Below are 19,971 nucleotides of genomic sequence, written 5' to 3'. Positions count from 1 at the left end.
GAAAAAAGGGCGCCTCATGGCGCCCTTGAACGTTTCATTGTCGCAGATAGACCTGCGGCAACGACACTTCGGGATGATGAACCACGCCGAGATCGGCCTGGTACCAGCGGGTGAGGATTTCCGTCTGCAACACTTCCTGCGGTGTGCCGCTCGCCACCAGGCGCCCCTGATGCAACAGCAGGATGCGATCGGCGTACAGCGCCGCCAGATTGAGATCGTGCAGCACACAGCAGACGCCCAGCGGCTGTTGGCGCGTCAACGAGCGCAGCAGGCGCAGGGTATGCTGCTGGTGGTAAAGATCCAACGCCGACGTCGGCTCGTCGAGGAACAGCCAGGCGGGGGACGGCTGCGGCTGCCACAGCTGCGCCAATACCCGCGCCAGTTGCACTCGCTGCTGTTCGCCGCCGGACAGCTGACGATAGTCGCGTTGCGCCAGCGCCAGGCAATCGGTCTGCGCCATCACCTGTTGGATCGCCTGGTGCTCGTCGCGTTTGCCGTGCGGCGCGCGTCCCATGCTGACCACTTCTTCCACGCTGAAGGGAAACGCCAGATCGCTGTATTGACGCATCACGGCTCGGACTTTGGCCAACTGCTGCGGCGCCCAGTGTTCCAGCGGGCGGCCAAGCAGTCGGCATTCGCCGCAGTCCGGCGTCAAATAGCCGGTCAGCAAACGCAGCAGCGTCGATTTGCCGGCGCCGTTAGGGCCGATAATCGCCACCATTTCACCGCCGGCGAGGCTGAGCGAAACATCGTTGATCAAGCGGCGCGTACCGAGGCTGTAGCGCAGCTCCCGGGCCGTGAGGTTGGCGGCGTTATCCACCGGTTCGCTCCCGCTGGCGCATCACCAGCCATAAGAAGTAAGGGCCGCCGAGAAGGCTGGTCATCAATCCCACCGGCATTTCGGCCGGCGCCACCAGCGTGCGCGCCAGCGTGTCGCTGACCAGTAGCAGGCAGGCGCCGCCCAGAGCAGAGCAGGGCAGCAGCCAGCGGTGATCCCCGCCGAGGCGCATGCGCACCAGATGCGGCACCACCAGACCGACGAAGCCGATCACGCCGCTCATCGCCACCGCCGCGCCGATCAACAGGGCGCTCAACAGCAGCAGCTGCAGCTTGGCGCGCTGAACGTTCACCCCAAGGTAGTGTGCCTCTTCGTCCCCCAGCTGTAACAGGTTCAGACGACGCGCCTGCAGCAGCGTCAGCAGCGCCGTGGGCAGGATCAACGAGGCGGAAACGGCCAGCGTCGGCCATTGCGACTGGCTGAGGCTGCCCATCATCCACAGCGAGAATTGGCGCAGCTGTTGATCGCTGCTGATGTAGGAGAGCACGCCGATGGCCGCCATGCACAGGGCGTTGATCGCGATGCCCGCCAGCAGCAGCCGCGACAGATTGCCGTGCCCGCTGCGGCTGATGCCGTAGATCAACAGCGATACCAGCAGGCTGCCGAGGAACGCCGCCAGCATGTGGCCATACAACGCGATCGTCACCGGCAACGCCAGCGGCATCACGATGAACAGCGCGACAAACAGCGCGCCGCCGCTGCTGATGCCCAGCAGGCTCGGATCCGCCAGCGGATTGCGGAACAGCCCCTGCATTACCGCGCCGGATACCGCCAGCGCACAGCCGATCACCACCGCCAACAGCACGCGCGGCAGACGAATGTTGAGCCAGATGTGCCAGGCGGCGTCGCTAAAGGGTTCGCGCCACAGGGTGCCAAACGACAGCGTCAGCGCGCCCAGGTTAGCGGCGACCAGCGCCAGCAGCGTCAGCAGCACCAGCAGGCCGATGATGGCTAACTGAGGCGAGGTGCGACAGCGCATTACTTTTGCTCCGCCGCGTGGCGCAGTTTGGCCAGCGCCGCCGGCGTTTCCAGACCGAAGCCCAGCAGCGCCATGTCATCGACGATCAGCACGCGACGCTGCTTGCCTGCCGGCGTCAACGCCAGACCCGGCAACGTCCACAGCTGCTGTTCGCCGCCGAGGGTGCGTACGCCGTCGGTGGTGACCAGCAACAGGTCCGGCGCGCTGGCGATGACGCCTTCCTGTGACAGCGGACGGTAGCGGTCAAAGCCTTGCATGGCGTTTTTCAGTCCGGCGGCGGCGATCACCGCGTCGGCGGCGGTGTGTTGCCCGGCCGCCATCGGCGTAATGCCGCCGTGGCTCATCACAAACAGCACCTTGACCGGCAGCGGAGTGGTATCGACCGCCGCCAGCTGCTGTTGATAGCGCTCGCTCAACTGCTTGCCTTGCTCATCACGCTGCAGCGCGGCGGCGATCGCGGCGATTTTTTGCGGCACCGCCTGCAGGGTGGTGTCACCCGGCACGCTGACGACCTTGACGCCGCTGTCCGCCAGTTGTTTGAGCACCAGCGCCGGCTGCGCCAGCTCGGTTGTCAGCACCAGCGTCGGTTTCAGCGCCAGAATGCCTTCGGCGTTCAGCTGGCGCATGTAGCCGACGTCCGGCAGCTTTTTCACCGCTTCAGGATGCAGGCTGGTGCTGTCGCGGGCGATCACGTCGTTGCCGGCGCCGAGCGCAAAGGCGATTTCCGTCACGTCGCCGCCGATCGAGACGATGCGCTGCGCCGCGGCGGCGGTGAGCGGCAGCGTCAGCGTCACCATCAACGCCAGGCGGCGGATCAAGGAGGATTTCATGCGGCGATGTCCTTGGCGGTGAGCGCGGCGACCTGCTCGCGCCACTGGGTTTGTTCCGGTTGGCCCTCGGTGCGCTGGCCATACAGCTGCGCGATCTGCGTGCCATCTGCGGCGAACAGCTCCAGGCTGGTGACGATGCCGTCTTTGGTCGGTTTGCGGGTGATCCAGCTTTCGGCGATGGCATTTTCAATCAGGTGCAGCGTGAAGCGGCGGTTGAACACGTTGATCCAGCCTTCCTGCGGCATCAAGCGTTCGATCTGGCCGGTGAAAATCTGCACGCAGCCACGGTTGCCGACGAAGATCATGATCTCATTTTGCTGTTGCTGCGCCGCCTCCAGCAGTTGCGACAGCGCGCCGTTGTCCACCTGATAGGCCAGATCGTCGCCGACGGCGCGGAAGGCCTGCTGGCGCGTCAGCTTATTGCGGCTCAGCAGCTGGAAGAACTGGTGCACGTCGGTCATCGCGCGCCATTCAGCGTCGATTTTGGCATGATCCTGCGTGGCTTCATCGGAGGTGGCCGCCTCGGCGGGCTGCAGCGCCAGCGCCGGGTTTTCTTCGCTCAGGTGGCGTTCCACCAGCGCCATCCAGGCCGGCAGATCGGTTTCCTCGGTGGTGTAGACCTTGTGCAGCGCATCGCCCTGCGGGTCAAAGAACTGAATGCTGTGGCGCACGCCGCGCTTGTTGGTTTCGCTCATGGCGAAAACGCTGGTCCAGTGGTTGAGGAACAGGCGCAGATCCAGCTCGCGCGGGTTGAGGATCAGCCCGGCGTGGCCGTTGAGGTGCTGGTTGCGGTAGCGGCCCATCTGCTCATGCACCGCATAGCTGTTGCGGGTGATGGACTTGGTGACGCCCACTTGCTCGAGTTCGGTCAGCAACGTGCGGGCGTCGGCCTGCAGGCGGCGGGCGTCGTGGCCAACGCGGGCATGCGTCAGCTCCGCTTCGCTGACGCCAAGGATCGCCGCCAGATCGCGGGCGTATTTGCCGGGATGGTCGATTTTAGCCTGTTGGTAACGTTCGTACAGGGTGTTGCTCATGCGGGATTCTCCTGCGCTGTGATGCGAATGGCGGACACACCGGATGTCCGCCAGATAGTCAAATGATCACCACTGGTAGCTGACCAGCAGTTTGGCGTTGCGGCCATCCTGCGGGACGCCCTGCGGCGAGTAGTACTCTTTATCGAAGGCGTTGCCCAGCACCACGGTGGTGGTGACGCCCTGCAGACGGTCGCGGCCTTTGTAGCTCAGATAGAAGTCGTTAACCCCGTAGCCGCCTTGCTCCGGCGTCCCCGTCTGCACGCGGGTGGCGCGTTCGGCGAAGGTGGCGACCCAACCGGCGGACAGACCGGTTTCGCCCAGCGGCACATCCAGCGAGCTGGTGACGGTGTCCGGATTGATGCTGCTCAACCAGTCACCGGTCGCTTCATTTTTGCCGCGGGTGCGGTTATAAGCCAAATCCCAGCCGAACCAAGAGGTTTTATAGCTGAGCGTAGCGTCCCATCCCCAGATTTTTGCGCGATCGATATTGGTCGAGAAGGTGGTGCAACTGATGCAGTAAGGGCCGCGCGGGCCGCGTCCCAGCTCCATGGTGACGTCGGTTGTGATGTAATCCTTGGCTTTGGTATCGAAATAGCTCGCTTTGAACTGCAAGCTATCATCGGCGAGCAGCAGATCGTCGAAACGCAGACCAAATCCGTACTCTTGAGTTTCATTGGTTTCCGGTTTCAAATTAGGGTTCGGCACCCAATAGTTGGTGAGGGTGGTAGGCCCCATGGGTATCGAAAAGTGTTTGGAGTCGTTGTACATCTCACCCATTGTCGGTGCGCGGAACGCCTGAGAATAGGAGCCGAACAGCATTAGCCAGTCGGTGGGGGTAATGCTGACTGCGCCGCGTGAGGACCATTTGTTCGCATCCACATCGGCATAGCCGTCACTTGAGCCCTTGTAATTGTCATAGCGGGTGCCGGCGAGCAGGGTGACGGGCAGATCGCGCAGCGTGATTTCGTCCTGCAGCCAGCCTGAAGCGAAGTTGATTTTTGCGTGCGGGAAACTTTCGGTCGCTCCGCCCGGCGTTTGCTCCTGTTTGTAAGCCTCGGTGCCGTAGGTCAGCAGGTGCGAAGCGAAAGTATCTGCAAACAGGCGCGTGCGGTTTTCGAGTTTGGCGCCTTTAGTGGTTTGTTTGCGCGCTTCATCTTCGCTGCCGCTGGCGTGCGCGTTAATTTTCACGTCCGAGTAATACACTTTCGCTTCAGCATCCAGCCAATCCTGGCCGACCGGCTTCAGTTTGTAACTCAGAGCCGCGTCGCGTTGGATCGTCGAACGATCGGTCATTAAGTTTCCAGCGGAGCTGGCTGGCGTTTGTGGGTTTTTCGGCTCTTGGGCGCTGTTGTTGTAGTAACGAAGGTTGCCGCCCAGCGACTGGTTATCGTCGATCTTCCAGGTGCCTTTGGCCAGCACGTTGTTGATGGTTTCGTCGTTGGGGGCATCGAAGCCATTGCCCTGGCGCAGATTGCCGACGTCGCGGGTGCCGAACGACAGCAGACCGTCGAGGTTATCGGTCTTGCCGTAGGCGCTGGCGCCCATGCCCAAGCTGTGATCGCCGCTGCCGGCGGTGCCGTAGACGCGGAACCCGCTGTCGTGGCCCGGCAACAGCAGATCGGCGGCGTCGACAGTTTCATAAGACACTACGCCACCCAGCGCGCCGCTGCCGTACAGCAGGGCAGAAGGGCCGCGCACGATTTCGATGCGTTTCACCAACGCAGGATCTAAAAATGTGCCGTTAATATGGCCGGTATCGGTGCCCTGGCGGATGCCGTCGACCAGCGTCAGCACGCCGCGTCGGTCGTAACCGCGCATCATGAGATCTTGCCCATTGCTGCGGCCGGAGCCCGTGACGGTAATACCCGGCACGCGGCGCAGCATATCGGCAGCGGTCCCCGCAGTTTGGCTTTCCGGCGAACTGCCTTCGATGACCGTCACCATCATCGGCGCTTCAAAGCTGCTGCGCTGATTGCCGGTGGCGACCACGGTCATGGTGTCGTCAGCGGCTTTGGCTTTTTTGGCCGGCGTCGCGGGGGAGGAAGAGGGTGTCGTGCTGGTGTTTTGTGCCAAGGCCACCGTAGGCAGAGCGCAGGCAATCGCCAGACTCAACGCGGAAAAACGCAGCCGGGTGGAAAATGTCAGAGGCATGGTGCAACTCTCCGTATGTAATGAAACATATCAATAGATTTGCTGGCTGCCTGGATCACAAGATCGGGGTGGCTGGCGTTTGAGGATGCTGTGGTTATTTGGTCAGGATCAATTTCCCTGCCTTGGTCTGCCGCAGTTGATAGCGCTGGCCCTGATGGGTAATGAACGCGATACCGTCGGCGCCGAGCAGCTGTGCGCTGTCGTAGCTGGGCGGCGCGTTTGCGCTGTGCTCGGTCGGGGCCGCGGCGGCGGGAGTTGGCGTGTTGGCAGTATCCATCATCTTTGTGCTTATAAAACAGACCATTAAATGGTAATTAATATCAAATTGAGAATCATTATCATGTGATGGAAAGGTTACATCAAGGAAAATTTTCTTACCGATGGAACCTTTTTGCCGAACGGACATCCGGCGACGGGCCGAACGCGCTCGGCCCGTAAAAAAAGAGGGGATTATTTCAGCAGGGTTTCGATACGGTCGAACAGACGCTCAGGTTTGGTGATCGGCGCAAAGCGTGTCACGCGCTGGCCGTCGGCGGTGAGCAGGAATTTGGTGAAATTCCATTTGATGCGTCGGCTGCCCAGAATGCCGGGCGCCAGGCGTTTCAGTTCGTTGAACAGTGGATGGGCACCGGGGCCGTTGACCTCTATTTTGTTGAACAGCGGGAAACTGACGCCGTAGTTGAGGCTGCAAAAATTGGCGATCTCAAGCGGACTGCCCGGCTCCTGAGAACCAAACTGGTTGCAAGGGAAGCCGAGCACCATCAACCCGCGTTCGCGATAGTATTGCCACAAATTTTCCAGCCCGCGGTATTGCGGGGTGAAGCCGCACTTGCTGGCGGTGTTGACCACCAGGTAAGCGCGCGCCGGGAAATCGCCCAGCGTTTTTTGCTCGCCCTGCAGCGTGACGCAGGGGATGGATAACAGAGAGTGAATCATGCCGGGGCTCCCAGTGCGTTGCGGCGGGTGTTAAAGGATTGCGATCAGTATAGATGAGCGAAACAGGGGAGATAAAGCCGGGGCGTGGCCCCGGCTTGCGATAGGCTAGAAGCGGCTATCGATGGCATCCGCCAGCATCGCCAGCAGCTGTTCGCTGTCGGACCAGCTCAGGCAAGGATCGGTGATCGACTGGCCATAGGTCAGCGGCTGGCCGGCGACGATTTTCTGCGTGCCTTCCACCAGGAAGCTTTCCGCCATCACGCCGGTGATGGCGGCAGAGCCGGCGCGGATCTGCTGGCAGACATTGTCGGCCACTTCCAACTGACGGCGATGCATCTTCTGGCAGTTGCCGTGGCTGAAGTCGATCACCAGGTGCTCCGGCAGATCGAATTCACGCAGGCTGTCACAGGCGGCGGCGATATCGCTGGCGTGGTAGTTCGGCGTTTTGCCGCCGCGCATGATGATGTGGCCGTACGGGTTGCCGCTGGTCTGGTAGATGGTCATCTGACCATGTTTGTCCGGCGACAGGAACATGTGCCCGGCGCGCGCCGCGCGAATGGCGTCGATGGCGATGCGGGTGTTGCCGTCGGTGCCGTTTTTGAAGCCGACCGGGCAGGAGAGCGCCGAGGCCATTTCACGGTGGATCTGGCTTTCGGTGGTGCGCGCGCCGATGGCGCCCCAGCTGATCAGATCGGCGATGTATTGGCCGACCACCATGTCCAGGAATTCGGTGGCGGTCGGCAGGCCGAGCTGGTTCACCTCCAGCAGCAGGCGGCGCGCCATTTCGATGCCGCGGTTGACCTGGAAGGTGCCGTCCAGCGCCGGATCGGAGATCAGGCCTTTCCAGCCGACAACGGTGCGCGGTTTTTCGAAGTAGGTGCGCATCACGATCTCCAGGCGATCCTGGTAGCGTTCGCGCAGGGCGTTCAGCCGGCCGGCGTAATCGACGGCGGCGTCGAGATCGTGGATGGAGCAGGGGCCGATCACCACCAGCAGGCGGCGGTCTTCACCGGTAAGGATTTTTTCAATGCGTTTACGTGACGCTGTCACGTTATCGGCGACGGCCGCCGAGATCGGCAGCTTATCCGCCAACGCTTGCGGCGTGACGAGGCTGTCGATGCGCGCGGTCCGCAGTTCATCTGTTTTGTGCATGTTGTTCCCTGGAAACTGTTCTTCTCTGCGGCAGGAGCGCCGGGAAGTGATGGCGATCACAATAACGCAAAAAGCGCTGAATTCAACCGTAGAGATTGCGTTCTGTTGATCAAAGCCGCGAAAAAAAGCACAAAAAAATCAGCTGCTGCTGAAATAAACGGCAGGCGGCGGGGCGCGATGGCCCCGCGGGGAAAGATCAGAACATGCGGCGGCTCATGCCAAGGATATCGAGGATTTTGGTGGAGATCTCTTCGACCGAATAGTTGGTGGTGTTGAGGTAGCGGATCTGGTTTTTGCGGAACAGCGCCTCGACCTCGGCGATTTCCATGCGGCACTGGCGCAAGGAGGCGTAACGGCTGTTTTCACGCCGCTCTTCACGGATCGCCGCCAGGCGCTCCGGATCGATGGTCAGGCCGAATAATTTATGCTGAAACGGTTTCAGCGAGGCCGGCAGATGCAAATTGTCCATATCGTCGGCGATAAACGGGTAGTTGGCGGCGCGGATGCCGAACTGCATCGCCAGATAGAGGCTGGTGGGGGTTTTGCCGCAGCGCGAGACGCCGAGCAGGATCACCTGCGCCTGATCGAGGTTGCGCAGCGAAATGCCGTCATCGTGCGCCAGGGTATAGTCGATGGCGGCGATGCGAGCGTCGTACTTGCCGAGGTTGCTGGCGGTCAGGCCGTGGGTGCGGTTCGGCACCGGCGTCGGTTCCACATCCAGCTCGCCCTGCAGCGGGCCGACCAGCGCCTGCACGATATCCTGGCAGAAGCCCTGGCTCTGGACGATCACATCGCGCACTTCCGGCGAGATGATGGAGTAAAACACCAACGGGCGCACGCCGGTTTCATGATAAATATCATCGATTTGCTGGCTAACTGCGCGCGCGCGGGCCTCGGTTTCGACAAACGGCAGGGTATAGGTGGTCGCCGTGACCGGGAACTGCGACAGCACCGCGTGTCCCAGCACTTCGGCGGTGATCGCCGTACCATCCGAAATATAAAAAACGCTTCTTTCCACCCGAGGCTCCTTACCTGAAAACGGTGTTCCTGCTGTCATCACTGTCAATATCATGGGCCGCAGACGATCCGTCGGTAAAGGGGCGAGAGAAAAAATTGTGATGAAGGGGCGATAAACCGCCATGCGGCGACGCAGGCGGAAAGCGCGATTAGCGGCCGTAAAAAGTGCGGCCCAGCGGCGCTTTTCCACCTGAAGCGCGAGTTTGCCGTTATTTTCACCAAAAACGGTAGCGTTTGCGCGGTCATTAAAACAGAAGTTTAAAAAGAACGTAATTAGTTGAGAACTAAGCTTTTCGTGCGTTTGGGAACGGTTCCCAGGCAAATCAGCCGGTTAGGACATTCTCTTAAAAACCACTTTCTTCAGTGGGTTGATCGATTCACCTTTCCATTTTCCCCGGATCAGTGTGCTAGTCTGATTCGGCTCCGCGTTTAGCGGCGCCGTAAAGCAAGCGAATTAAATCCGTCTTTACCCTACTGATAGCAATAAGGATTGTCTCGATGTCCAACAATGGCCCAGACTTGCGTAATGTGCTTTGGTACAACCAGCTTGGCATGCACGACGTTGACCGTGTCGGCGGCAAAAACGCTTCCCTCGGTGAAATGATCACCAATCTTTCCGATTTGGGCGTGGCCGTGCCGAACGGTTTTGCCACCACCGCGCAGGCGTTTAACGATTTCCTCGAACAAAGCGGTGTTAACCAGCGCATCTATCAGTTACTGGATCAGACTGACGTTGACGACGTTGCACAACTGGCCAAGGCCGGTGCCCAGATCCGCCAATGGGTGATCGACACGCCTTTCCACGCCGAGTTCGAGCGTGAAATTCATCAGGCTTACCAACAGCTCGCCGACGGCGAACCGGAAGCTTCCTTTGCGGTGCGCTCCTCCGCCACGGCGGAAGACATGCCGGACGCTTCCTTCGCCGGCCAGCAGGAAACCTTCCTCAACGTGCAGGGCATCGACGCCGTGATGGTGGCGATCAAGTACGTGTTCGCGTCGCTGTTCAATGACCGCGCCATCTCTTATCGCGTGCACCAGGGCTACGACCACCGCGGCGTGGCGCTGTCGGCGGGCGTACAGCGCATGGTGCGCTCCGATCTGGCCTCCTCGGGCGTGATGTTCACCATCGACACCGAGTCCGGCTTTGATCAGGTGGTGTTCATCACCTCCGCCTTCGGTCTGGGTGAGATGGTGGTGCAGGGCGCGGTGAACCCGGATGAGTTCTATGTGCACAAGCCGACGCTGCAAAAAGGCAAGCCGGCGATCGTGCGCCGCAACCTGGGCTCGAAAAAAATCCGCATGGTGTACGCGCCGTCGCAGGATCACGGCAAGCAGGTGCGCATCGAAGACGTGCCGGAAGCGCAGCGCAGCCGGTTCTCGCTGACCGATGACGAAGTGCAGGCGTTGGCGCAGCAGGCAGTCCTGATCGAAAAACATTACGGCCGCCCGATGGATATCGAGTGGGCGAAAGACGGCCATACCGGCAAACTGCTGATCGTGCAGGCGCGCCCGGAGACCGTTCGCTCCAACGAACAGACCATGGAACGCTATCAGCTGAACGGCTCCAGCCCGGTGCTGGTGGAAGGCCGCGCCATCGGTCATCGCATCGGCGCCGGTCCGGTGAAAGTGATTCACGATATCAGCGAAATGGATCGCATCCAGCCGGGCGACGTGCTGGTGACCGACATGACCGATCCGGACTGGGAGCCGATCATGAAGAAGGCCGCTGCGATCGTCACCAACCGCGGCGGGCGCACCTGCCACGCGGCGATCATCGCCCGTGAGCTGGGCATTCCGGCGGTAGTGGGCTGTGGCCACGCCACCGACGTGCTGAAAGACGGCCAGAAAGTCACCGTATCCTGTGCGGAAGGCGACACCGGCTTCGTTTACAGCGACATGCTGGACTTCAGCGTGCAGAGCTCCGAAGTGACCGAACTGCCGGATCTGCCGCTGAAGATCATGATGAACGTCGGCAACCCGGATCGCGCTTTCGACTTCGCGCGTTTGCCGAACGAAGGCGTGGGCCTGGCGCGGCTGGAATTCATCATCAACCGCATGATTGGCGTGCACCCGCGCGCGTTGCTGGAGTTCGATCAGCAAACGCCGGCGTTGCAAAACGAAATTCGCGCGTTGATGCAGGGCTATGACCACCCGGTCGAGTTCTACGTCGGTCGTTTGACCGAAGGGATCGCGACGCTGGGCGCCGCCTTCTGGCCGAAGCGCGTTATCGTGCGTCTGTCCGACTTCAAATCCAACGAGTACGCCAACCTGGTGGGCGGCGACAAGTATGAACCGCACGAAGAGAACCCGATGCTGGGCTTCCGCGGGGCCGGCCGCTACGTGGCCGACAGCTTCCGCGATTGCTTCGCGCTGGAGTGCGAAGCGGTGAAACGCGTGCGTAACGAAATGGGGCTGACCAACGTCGAAATCATGGTGCCGTTCGTGCGCACCGTGGCGCAGGCGGAAGCGGTGGTGGCCGAGCTGGCGCGTCAGGGGCTGAAGCGTGGCGAAAACGGGCTGAAAGTGATCATGATGTGCGAGATCCCGTCCAATGCGCTGCTCGCGGATCAGTTCCTTGAGCACTTCGACGGCTTCTCCATCGGCTCCAACGACATGACCCAGCTGGCGCTGGGGTTGGATCGCGACTCCGGCGTGGTGTCAGAACTGTTCGACGAACGCAACGACGCGGTGAAAGCGCTGCTGTCGATGGCGATCCAGGCGGCCAAACGCCACGGCAAATACGTCGGTATCTGCGGCCAGGGACCGTCCGACCATGAAGACTTCGCCGAGTGGTTGATGGAGCAGGGCATCGATAGCCTGTCGCTCAATCCGGATACCGTCGTGCAGACCTGGATCAACTTGTCGAAAAAGAAATAATGCTTTGGCGCTGCTAAGGCATTAATACCCGGCCGCAGTTTACGCTGCGGTCTTTTTATTTCTGAATGTAAATAACGGCGCGTTAAATAATCAATTTGGCGAAAAAAGAATAAAAAAAAGCCCATCGTAGGAGATGGGCAAAGACTACACACAGCAATTCACATGTATGGCATTACATTGTTCAGAAAGGTTGCTTTAAAATCAGTGATTTGAAGCAATAGATGGCCATAATACTAGATATTTGAACGCGACTAGTCATTAAGAATCATCCTAATCGATAGCGGTATCACCATTTATTTGCGGGCGTTATCTCTTTTTGCATTTTGCAGCAAACAAGGATTTACATTGCACCTTTCCATTTGCCACGCCTTAATCAATAAACAACGGCATTATATTTGGCGAAGATATTACCCGAATGAGGTAGGCGTAATGAGAGGGGAAACTCTTCCGCCCGGCGATGCGGGCGGAAGGGAGGGCGATTAACGCTTTTCCAGTTCTTCGATCACTTGCTCCGGCGCGGTGGTCGGCTCCGGCGCTTCATCCATCCAGGCGGTCAGCAGGCGATAAGACACCGCCAACACCACCGGGCCGATGAACAGGCCGATCATGCCGAAGGCCAGCAAACCGCCGATAACGCCGGACAGGATCAGCAGCAGCGGCAGATCGGCGCCCATGCGGATCAGCACCGGGCGCAGCACGTTATCCAGCGTGGCCACCACACAGCTCCAGACCAGCAGCACGGTGCCCCAGGTGGTGTCGCCGTGCCAGTACAGCCAAATGATGGCCGGCACCAGCACCAACAGCGGCCCCAATTGCGCCACACAGCAGATGAAGATCAGCATCGTCAACAGGGTGGCGGCCGGAATGCCGCTTACCGCCAGACCGATGCCGCCCAGCACCGACTGCACCAGCGCCGTCACTACCACGCCCAGCGCGACCGCGCGGATCGCCTGGCCGCCCAGTAGCACCGCCGCATCGCCGCGCGCGGAACCGAGGCGCACCGCAAAGTGACGGATACCCAGCGCGACCTGTTCGCCGCGCGCGTACAACAAGGCGCTGAACAGCAGCATCAGTGCGCAGTGCAGCAGCAGGCGGCCGATATGCGCCGCCTGCGCCACGAACCAGGTGGCGGTCTGGCCGAAGTATGGCTGTACCTTCGCCAGCAGCGCGGCGCCGCCGGCGTTAACCAGCGTATGGTAGCTGGTATAGAGTTTGTCGCCGATCATCGGGACGGATTGCAGCCAGGCGAGGTCGGGAATATGCAGCTTGCCTGGCGAGCTGGCCCAGGCGATCAACGGCGCGCTGTTATCCACCACGCTGCTGATCAGCAGGGAGATGGGCAGAATGAACAGCAGGATCAACAGCAGGGTCATGACCAGCACCGCCAGCGAGCGGCGGCCCCACAGCAGCTTTTGCAGTTTGAGCAGCAGCGGCCAGGTGGCGATGACCACCATGCCCGCCCAGGCGAAGCCGAGAATAAACGGTTGGATCACCCAGAAACAGGCGACGATCATGATGGCGATAAACAGCACGCCGAAAATAATTCGCGGTAAGTCGTAACGCGATTGCGGGAGTGGCATCAGTGGGTTCTCATCCTGGTCAATTAAATCCCTGGCACCGGCGAATCGGGGTGCCTGTCGGTCGGTTTATCACCGCCGGGCGGCCGCCTGTGGCGGCGCTCGCAGGGCGGTAATAATGTGAATGCCTTCACTAAACGAGTATGTTAGTTTTTAGTGTCACTAAAAAATAGGGTGGGTCTGAATTAAAGGCCCGATTCAGCGTACATCAGCGCATAAAAAATAGACGGACAGGGTCAAAAAAGCGAATGATCCCACAGATTTCTCAGGCGCCCGGCCTCGTTCAACGGGTGCTCGACTTTTTGGAAGCACTGAAGCAAAACGGATTCAACGGCGATACCGCCACCAGCTACGCCGACCGGCTGACGATGGCCACCGACAACAGCATTTACCAGCTGTTGCCCGATGCGGTGGTGTTTCCCCGTTCCACCGCCGACGTGGCGCTGATCGCCCGCCTGGCGGGGGAAGAGCGTTTCAATACGCTGACCTTCAGCCCGCGCGGCGGCGGCACCGGCACCAACGGTCAGTCGCTCAATACCGGCATCGTGGTCGATATGTCGCGTCATATGAACCGCATTCTGGAGATCAACGTCGAACAGGGCTGGGTGAAAGTCGAAGCCGGGGTCATCAAGGATCAGCTGAATCAATATTTGCGGCCGTTCGGCTACTTCTTCTCGCCGGAACTGTCCACCAGCAACCGCGCCACCTTGGGCGGCATGATCAACACCGACGCCTCCGGCCAGGGCTCGTTGGTATACGGCAAAACCTCCGATCACGTGTTGGGCCTGCGGGCGGTGCTGCTGGGCGGCGAGATGATCGACACCCGCGCCATGCCGACGGCGCTGGCGGAAACGATTGCCCTGGAAGAGACCGCCGAAGGGCGCATCTACCGCACCGTGCTGAATCGCTGCCGCGAGCAGCGCGCGCTGATCCTGGAAAAATTCCCCAAACTCAACCGCTTCCTCACCGGCTACGACCTGCGCCACGTGCTGAGCGACGATCTGCAAACCTTCGATCTGACGCGCATCCTCACCGGTGCGGAAGGCACGCTGGCTTTTATCACCGAAGCGCGGCTGGACATCACGCCGCTGCCGAAGGTGCGTCGTCTGGTTAACGTGAAATACGACTCCTTCGACTCGGCGCTGCGCAATGCGCCCTTTATGGTCGAGGCCAAGGCGCTGTCGGTGGAAACCATCGACTCCAAGGTGCTGAATCTGGCGCGTGAAGATATCGTTTGGCATTCGGTAAGCGAACTGATCGCCGACGTGCCGGACAAAGAGATGCTTGGGCTGAACATCGTCGAATTCGCCGGCGACGATCGCGCGCTGATCGATGGCCAGATGGAGACCCTGTGCCAACGGCTGGATGAACTGATCGCCCAGCGGCAGGCCGGCGTGATCGGGTACCAGATCTGCGGCGACCTGGCGGGCATCGAGCGCATTTACAACATGCGCAAGAAGGCGGTCGGGCTGCTGGGCAACGCCAAAGGGCGCGCCAAGCCGATCCCGTTCGCCGAGGATACTTGCGTGCCGCCGCAGCACCTGGCGGACTATATCGTCGAGTTCCGCCAACTGCTCGACGAGCACAAGCTGAGCTATGGCATGTTCGGCCACGTCGATGCCGGGGTGCTGCATGTGCGTCCGGCGCTCGACATGTGCGACCCCCAGCAGGAAGTGCTGATGAAGCAGATCTCCGATCAGGTGGTGGCGCTCACCGCCAAATACGGCGGCCTGCTGTGGGGCGAGCATGGCAAGGGTTTCCGCGCCGAGTACAGCCCTGAATTCTTCGGGGAAACGCTGTACGAGGAGCTGCGCCGCATCAAGACGGCGTTCGATCCGGATAACCGTCTTAACCCGGGCAAGATCTGTGCGCCGTTGGCGGTGGATGCGCCGATGATGCAGGTGGATGCGGTCAAACGCGGCACCTTCGATCGCCAGATCCCGGTCGAAGTGCGCACCTCGTTCCGCGGCGCGCTGGAGTGTAACGGCAACGGTCTGTGCTTCAACTTCGACGTGCGCAGCCCGATGTGCCCGTCGATGAAGATCAGCGGCAACCGCATTCATTCGCCGAAAGGGCGGGCGACGCTGGTGCGCGAGTGGCTGCGTCTGTTGGCCGAGCAGGGTGTCGATCCGGTGGCGCTGGAGAAACAGCTGCCGCAGCAGCGCCTCAGCTTGCGCGGTCTAATCGAGAAAACCCGCAACAGCTGGCATGCCGGCAAGGGCGAGTACGACTTTTCGCACGAAGTGAAAGAGGCGATGTCCGGCTGTCTGGCCTGCAAGGCCTGTTCCACCCAGTGCCCGATCAAAATTGACGTACCGGGGTTCCGTTCGCGCTTCCTGCAGCTTTACCATACCCGCTACCTGCGCCCGGTGAGCGACTACATGGTCGCCGGCGTAGAGAGCTATACCCCGTTGATGGCCCGCGCGCCGAAGGTGTTCAACTTCTTCTTCCGCCAGCCGTGGCTGCGGGAGATGAGCCGCAACGCCGTCGGCATGGTCGATCTGCCGCTGTTGTCCAGCCCGACGCTGCGTCAGCAGCTGTCAGGCCACCGGGCGACCACGCTGACGCTGGAACAGTTGGAAGGGCTGAGCGCCGAGCAACGCGAAGAACACGTGCTGATCGTCCAGGATCCGTTCACCAGCTATTACGACGCCAAAGTGGTGGCGGATTTCGTGCGGCTGGTGGAGAAGCTCGGCTATAAACCGGTGCTGCTGCCGTTCTCGCCGAACGGCAAGGCGCAGCATGTGAAGGGCTTCCTGACGCGGTTCGCCCGCACCGCGCGCAAAACCGCCGATTTCCTCAACCGTGTGGCGCAGCTCGGCATGCCGCTGGTGGGCGTCGATCCGGCGCTGGTGCTGTGCTATCGCGACGAATACCACGAGATCCTCGGCGCCGAGCGCGGCGATTTCCAGGTGCAGCTGGTGCATGAATGGTTGCAACAGCGGATCGCGGATCGCGCCGAACAGCCGGCGACCGGCGAACCCTGGTATCTGTTCGGTCACTGCACCGAAACCACCGCGCTGCCGGCCAGCGGCCAACAGTGGGCGGCGATCTTCGCCCGCTTCGGCGCCCGGCTGGAGAACGTCAGCGTCGGCTGCTGCGGCATGGCCGGCACTTACGGCCATGAAGCCAAGAACCTGCAAAACTCGCTCGGCATTTATGAGCTATCATGGCACCCGACGCTGCAGCGTTTGCCGCGTCAGCGCTGCCTGGCGACCGGCTATTCCTGCCGCAGCCAGGTGAAACGCATCGAGGGCAATGGCGTGCGCCACCCATTACAGGCACTTCTGGAGATGATTGAGTGAAATTGTGGAAACGTGAAACATCGCTGGAGCAGCTGAACCGCGCCGGCGACGGCTGCATGGTCAGCCATGTGGGCATCGAGTTTACTCAGCTGGGCGAGGATTTCCTGGAGGCCACCATGCCGGTGGACGGCCGCACCCGGCAGCCGTTCGGGCTGTTGCACGGCGGGGCGTCGGTGGTGCTGGCGGAATCGATGGGATCGATGGCCGGCTACCTGTGCAGCGAAGGCGAACAGAAGGTGGTGGGGCTGGAGATCAACGCCAACCACCTGCGGGCGGTGTTCGATGGCCAGGTGCGCGGGGTGTGCCGCGCGCTGCACGTGGGCCGCCGTCATCAGGTGTGGCAGATAGAGATCTTCGACGCGCGCGATCGGCTGTGCTGCACCTCGCGTCTGACCACGGCGGTCATCGACTGATCCCTGCCGGTTTCCGCAGGCGATCGGCCTGCGGAGCGCTTCGTTTTACAGCTGAAACGGCACGCGTTTAACGAAGTCCTTCTGAAACGCGTTCGCCTTCTCCCAGGTGCCTTCCATCGCATATTTTTGGCAGATCAGCGTCAGCGTGTGGCGGGCGAAGTGGTAGCTTTGCACCCGAAACAGCTGGCAGCGCTGCGGATTGTTGATCTCGACGATCAGCCGGTTGTGCAGCTTGCTGAGCGCGTGCAGATAGCTGTCATCATCGCCGTTCTCCAGGCACAGATTGGCCATGGTGAGGCTGACGCTGTTGTACCGCTTCAGATGATCAATATTGCATTCCGGGCGGCGCAGCGCCGCTTCGGCCATATAAAAGTCCACCGTGGCGTCGCGCACGCTGAATTTGTAGTCATCAATCTTGCCCAGCAACCATGCGTTGATCGAAAGAGTCATTGGCTTCGCGCTCAAATTCAAATTGAATGATAATCATTATCATATAAACTGCCGCGTTGCCGATCAATCCCCGTGGCGGCGTTTTTTCATTCCATGGGGGTAAAAGGCCGTCGACGGCCCAACTTAACCCAGAGCGACTAAACTTTAACGTAAAGGCCGCGCCTTGCGCCGCAGCGCAAAATGCCGATAAACGCACATTTACGACAGACAGAATGCAGAAATAGGTATTTTCTATGAATGTTTAGATCGGCAACGCACCGCGGCGCTGTAACGCTGACGGGCCACCGGGGAGTGCGGTACGGTGATGCAGGATAAAGAACAAATTCATAGGGATAGCATGCACGCCTTGCCGCCACACGCCGCAAGCCGCCACGGATGTCCCGCTGGCTTGCCGCACGCCGCAGCGAAAAACCGCGCTCGCGGCGGATACCCCCGCAAAACAAACGGTTGAAGTGATAATCGTTATCACTAACATATAAGTAACCCAGATTGGCTGTGGCCAAACACGAGTGTGAGGTAGACCCTATGCAAACGGAAAATGTCGGCACTTTTTCTTTGGACGAGAATGTCTGGCAAGGCATTTCGCTCAGCGACAGCGCCGTACGACAAATAACGAAACTGATGCAGCAGGATCCGCAGGTGAAAGGGCTGCAGCTAGGGGTAAAACAATCCGGCTGCGCCGGCTTTGCCTATGTGCTGGATCTGACCCGCGAACCCGCCGATGACGATCTGCTGTTTGAGCGCGACGGCGCCAAACTCTATGTGCCGCTGAAGGCGATGCCGTTTATTGACGGCACCACGGTAGATTATGTCCGCGAAGGGCTGAATCAGATATTCAAATTCAATAACCCTAAAGCTCAGCATGCCTGCGGGTGCGGCGAGAGTTTTGGCGTTTGAGCGATGCAATCAACATGACACGAAGCAATGTAGAAATGCCTAATGAAGTGCAGGCTTGGGTCAGCGAAGGTCGCTACAAAGAAGGTTTCTTCACCCAGCTGGCAACCGATGAGTTGGCCAAGGGCATCAACGAAGAGGTGGTGCGCGCCATCTCGGCCAAGCGCAACGAACCCGAGTGGATGCTGGAATTCCGCCTCGAGGCCTACCGCGCCTGGCTGCAGATGGAAGAGCCGCACTGGCTGAAGGCCAATTACGAACGCCTTAACTACCAGGACTACAGTTACTATTCGGCGCCGTCCTGCGGCAGCTGCGACGACGCCTGCGGTTCGCAGCCCGGTGCCGAGCAGCAACCGGGCGCGGCGACGGAAAAAGATTACCTGACCAGCGAAGTGGAGCTGGCGTTCAACCAGCTCGGCGTGCCGGTGCGCGAGGGCAGCGAGGTGGCGGTGGACGCTATCTTCGACTCTGTCTCGGTCGCCACCACTTACCGTGAAAAACTGGCGGAGAGCGGGGTGATCTTCTGCTCGTTCGGCGAAGCGATCCAGGAATATCCGGAGCTGGTGCGCCAGTATCTGGGGCGCGTGGTGCCGTCCAACGATAACTTCTTCGCCGCGCTGAACGCCGCGGTGGCTTCCGACGGCACCTTCGTCTATGTGCCGAAGGGCGTGCGCTGTCCGATGGAGCTGTCGACCTATTTCCGTATCAACGCCGCCAAAACCGGCCAGTTCGAGCGCACCATCCTGATCGCCGACGAAGGCAGCTATGTCAGCTACATCGAAGGCTGTTCCGCCCCGGTGCGCGACAGCTATCAGCTGCATGCGGCGGTGGTGGAAGTGATCCTGCATAAAGACGCCGAAGTGAAATACTCGACGGTGCAGAACTGGTTCTCCGGCGGTGAGAGCAAGGGCGGTATCCTCAACTTCGTCACCAAGCGCGCGCTGTGCGAAGGCGCCGGCTCGAAAATGTCCTGGACCCAGTCGGAAACCGGCTCGGCCATCACCTGGAAATACCCGAGCGTGATCCTGCAGGGCGACAATTCGATCGGCGAATTCTTCTCGGTGGCGCTGACCAGCGGCCATCAGCAGGCGGACACCGGCACCAAGATGATCCACATCGGCAAAAACACCAGGTCGACCATCATCGCCAAAGGCATTTCCGCCGGGCACAGCGAGAACACCTATCGCGGCCTGGTGAAAATCCTGCCGGGGGCGGAAAACGCCCGTAACTTTACCCAGTGTGACTCGATGCTGATCGGGCCGGACAGCGGCGCCCACACGTTCCCTTACGTTGAAGCGCGCAACAACAGCGCGCAGCTGGAACACGAAGCCACCACCTCGAAGATTGGCGACGACCAGCTGTTCTACTGCCTGCAGCGGGGCATCAGCGAGGATGACGCCATTTCGATGATCGTCAACGGTTTCTGCAAGGACGTTTTCTCCGAGCTGCCGCTGGAGTTCGCCGTCGAGGCGCAGAAACTTTTGGCCATCAGCCTGGAACACAGCGTGGGCTAATCGC

General features: G+C 60.5%; 16 protein-coding genes and 1 other RNA gene. 5 read left to right on the top strand and 12 right to left on the bottom strand.

What is annotated here, in order from left to right; genetic code table 11:
- Positions 1-34 precede the first annotated feature (34 nt).
- From IMX17_RS07080 to IMX17_RS07040, 9 genes are all read right to left on the bottom strand, one after another.
- Entirely contained in the window at positions 35-820 is a 786-nt protein-coding gene (locus IMX17_RS07080; RefSeq protein WP_046898506.1) for a heme ABC transporter ATP-binding protein, read from the bottom strand.
- Positions 813-1,817 (bottom strand): iron ABC transporter permease, encoded by a 1,005-nt coding sequence (locus tag IMX17_RS07075; protein WP_046898505.1) that lies wholly within the window; start codon positions 1,815-1,817, stop codon positions 813-815. The genes IMX17_RS07080 and IMX17_RS07075 overlap by 8 nt, the downstream gene beginning before the upstream one ends.
- Entirely contained in the window at positions 1,817-2,647 is an 831-nt protein-coding gene (locus IMX17_RS07070; protein WP_046898504.1) for a hemin ABC transporter substrate-binding protein, read from the bottom strand. The genes IMX17_RS07075 and IMX17_RS07070 overlap by 1 nt, the downstream gene beginning before the upstream one ends.
- On the bottom strand, positions 2,644-3,681 hold the full coding sequence (locus tag IMX17_RS07065) for a hemin-degrading factor (RefSeq protein WP_193549516.1): 1,038 nt from the start codon (positions 3,679-3,681) through the stop codon (positions 2,644-2,646). The genes IMX17_RS07070 and IMX17_RS07065 overlap by 4 nt, the downstream gene beginning before the upstream one ends.
- A gap of 66 nt (positions 3,682-3,747) precedes the next feature.
- Positions 3,748-5,832, bottom strand: coding sequence for a TonB-dependent hemoglobin/transferrin/lactoferrin family receptor (locus IMX17_RS07060; protein ID WP_193549515.1), 2,085 nt, complete (start codon positions 5,830-5,832; stop codon positions 3,748-3,750).
- A gap of 94 nt (positions 5,833-5,926) precedes the next feature.
- Positions 5,927-6,109: a hemin uptake protein HemP gene (gene hemP, locus IMX17_RS07055; RefSeq protein WP_016927944.1), complete on the bottom strand. Its 183-nt coding sequence runs from the start codon at positions 6,107-6,109 to the stop codon at positions 5,927-5,929.
- A gap of 173 nt (positions 6,110-6,282) precedes the next feature.
- A complete protein-coding gene (locus IMX17_RS07050) occupies positions 6,283-6,768 on the bottom strand; it encodes a glutathione peroxidase (protein ID WP_033642898.1) in 486 nt (161 codons plus the stop codon).
- A gap of 105 nt (positions 6,769-6,873) precedes the next feature.
- Entirely contained in the window at positions 6,874-7,920 is a 1,047-nt protein-coding gene (locus IMX17_RS07045) for a 3-deoxy-7-phosphoheptulonate synthase (protein WP_033642899.1), read from the bottom strand.
- Positions 7,921-8,116: 196 nt separating this feature from the next.
- Positions 8,117-8,977: a pyruvate, water dikinase regulatory protein gene (locus tag IMX17_RS07040; RefSeq protein WP_182264563.1), complete on the bottom strand. Its 861-nt coding sequence runs from the start codon at positions 8,975-8,977 to the stop codon at positions 8,117-8,119.
- Positions 8,978-9,435: 458 nt separating this feature from the next.
- Here IMX17_RS07040 and ppsA point away from each other — a divergent pair, with 458 nt between their 5' ends.
- Positions 9,436-11,814, top strand: coding sequence for a phosphoenolpyruvate synthase (gene ppsA / locus IMX17_RS07035; protein WP_193549514.1), 2,379 nt, complete (start codon positions 9,436-9,438; stop codon positions 11,812-11,814).
- A 109-nt stretch (positions 11,815-11,923) separates the two neighbouring features.
- Here the strand turns inward: ppsA and rprA are convergent.
- Both rprA and ydiK read right to left on the bottom strand, forming a co-directional pair.
- An RNA gene (gene rprA / locus IMX17_RS07030) (antisense sRNA RprA) lies at positions 11,924-12,035 on the bottom strand.
- Between the two features lie 258 nt (positions 12,036-12,293).
- The gene (ydiK, locus tag IMX17_RS07025; RefSeq protein WP_042784360.1) at positions 12,294-13,394 is read right to left on the bottom strand and encodes an AI-2E family transporter YdiK; all 1,101 of its coding nucleotides are present in this window, start codon (positions 13,392-13,394) and stop codon (positions 12,294-12,296) included.
- Positions 13,395-13,639: 245 nt separating this feature from the next.
- Between ydiK and IMX17_RS07020 the strand changes: the two genes are divergently transcribed.
- Both IMX17_RS07020 and menI read left to right on the top strand, forming a co-directional pair.
- Entirely contained in the window at positions 13,640-16,696 is a 3,057-nt protein-coding gene (locus IMX17_RS07020; protein ID WP_193549513.1) for an FAD-binding and (Fe-S)-binding domain-containing protein, read from the top strand.
- Positions 16,693-17,109 (top strand): 1,4-dihydroxy-2-naphthoyl-CoA hydrolase, encoded by a 417-nt coding sequence (menI, locus tag IMX17_RS07015; protein ID WP_016927938.1) that lies wholly within the window; start codon positions 16,693-16,695, stop codon positions 17,107-17,109. Before IMX17_RS07020 ends, menI begins: the two co-directional genes overlap by 4 nt.
- Before the next feature lie 45 nt (positions 17,110-17,154).
- Here menI and IMX17_RS07010 read toward each other — a convergent pair whose 3' ends face one another.
- Positions 17,155-17,559 (bottom strand): hypothetical protein, encoded by a 405-nt coding sequence (locus IMX17_RS07010; RefSeq protein WP_004931369.1) that lies wholly within the window; start codon positions 17,557-17,559, stop codon positions 17,155-17,157.
- A 525-nt stretch (positions 17,560-18,084) separates the two neighbouring features.
- Between IMX17_RS07010 and sufA the strand changes: the two genes are divergently transcribed.
- Both sufA and sufB read left to right on the top strand, forming a co-directional pair.
- Positions 18,085-18,456: a Fe-S cluster assembly scaffold SufA gene (gene sufA / locus IMX17_RS07005; RefSeq protein ID WP_004931368.1), complete on the top strand. Its 372-nt coding sequence runs from the start codon at positions 18,085-18,087 to the stop codon at positions 18,454-18,456.
- Between the two features lie 14 nt (positions 18,457-18,470).
- Entirely contained in the window at positions 18,471-19,967 is a 1,497-nt protein-coding gene (sufB, locus tag IMX17_RS07000) for a Fe-S cluster assembly protein SufB (RefSeq protein ID WP_033642904.1), read from the top strand.
- The last annotated feature ends 4 nt before the right edge of the window (positions 19,968-19,971 follow it).

The organism is Serratia sp. X3, from assembly GCF_014982455.1.
GTDB classification, from domain to species: Bacteria; Pseudomonadota; Gammaproteobacteria; order Enterobacterales; family Enterobacteriaceae; genus Serratia; species Serratia ureilytica.
Note: the sequence above shows the minus strand (reverse complement) of the source record. Positions and strands in the feature narration are given on the sequence as shown.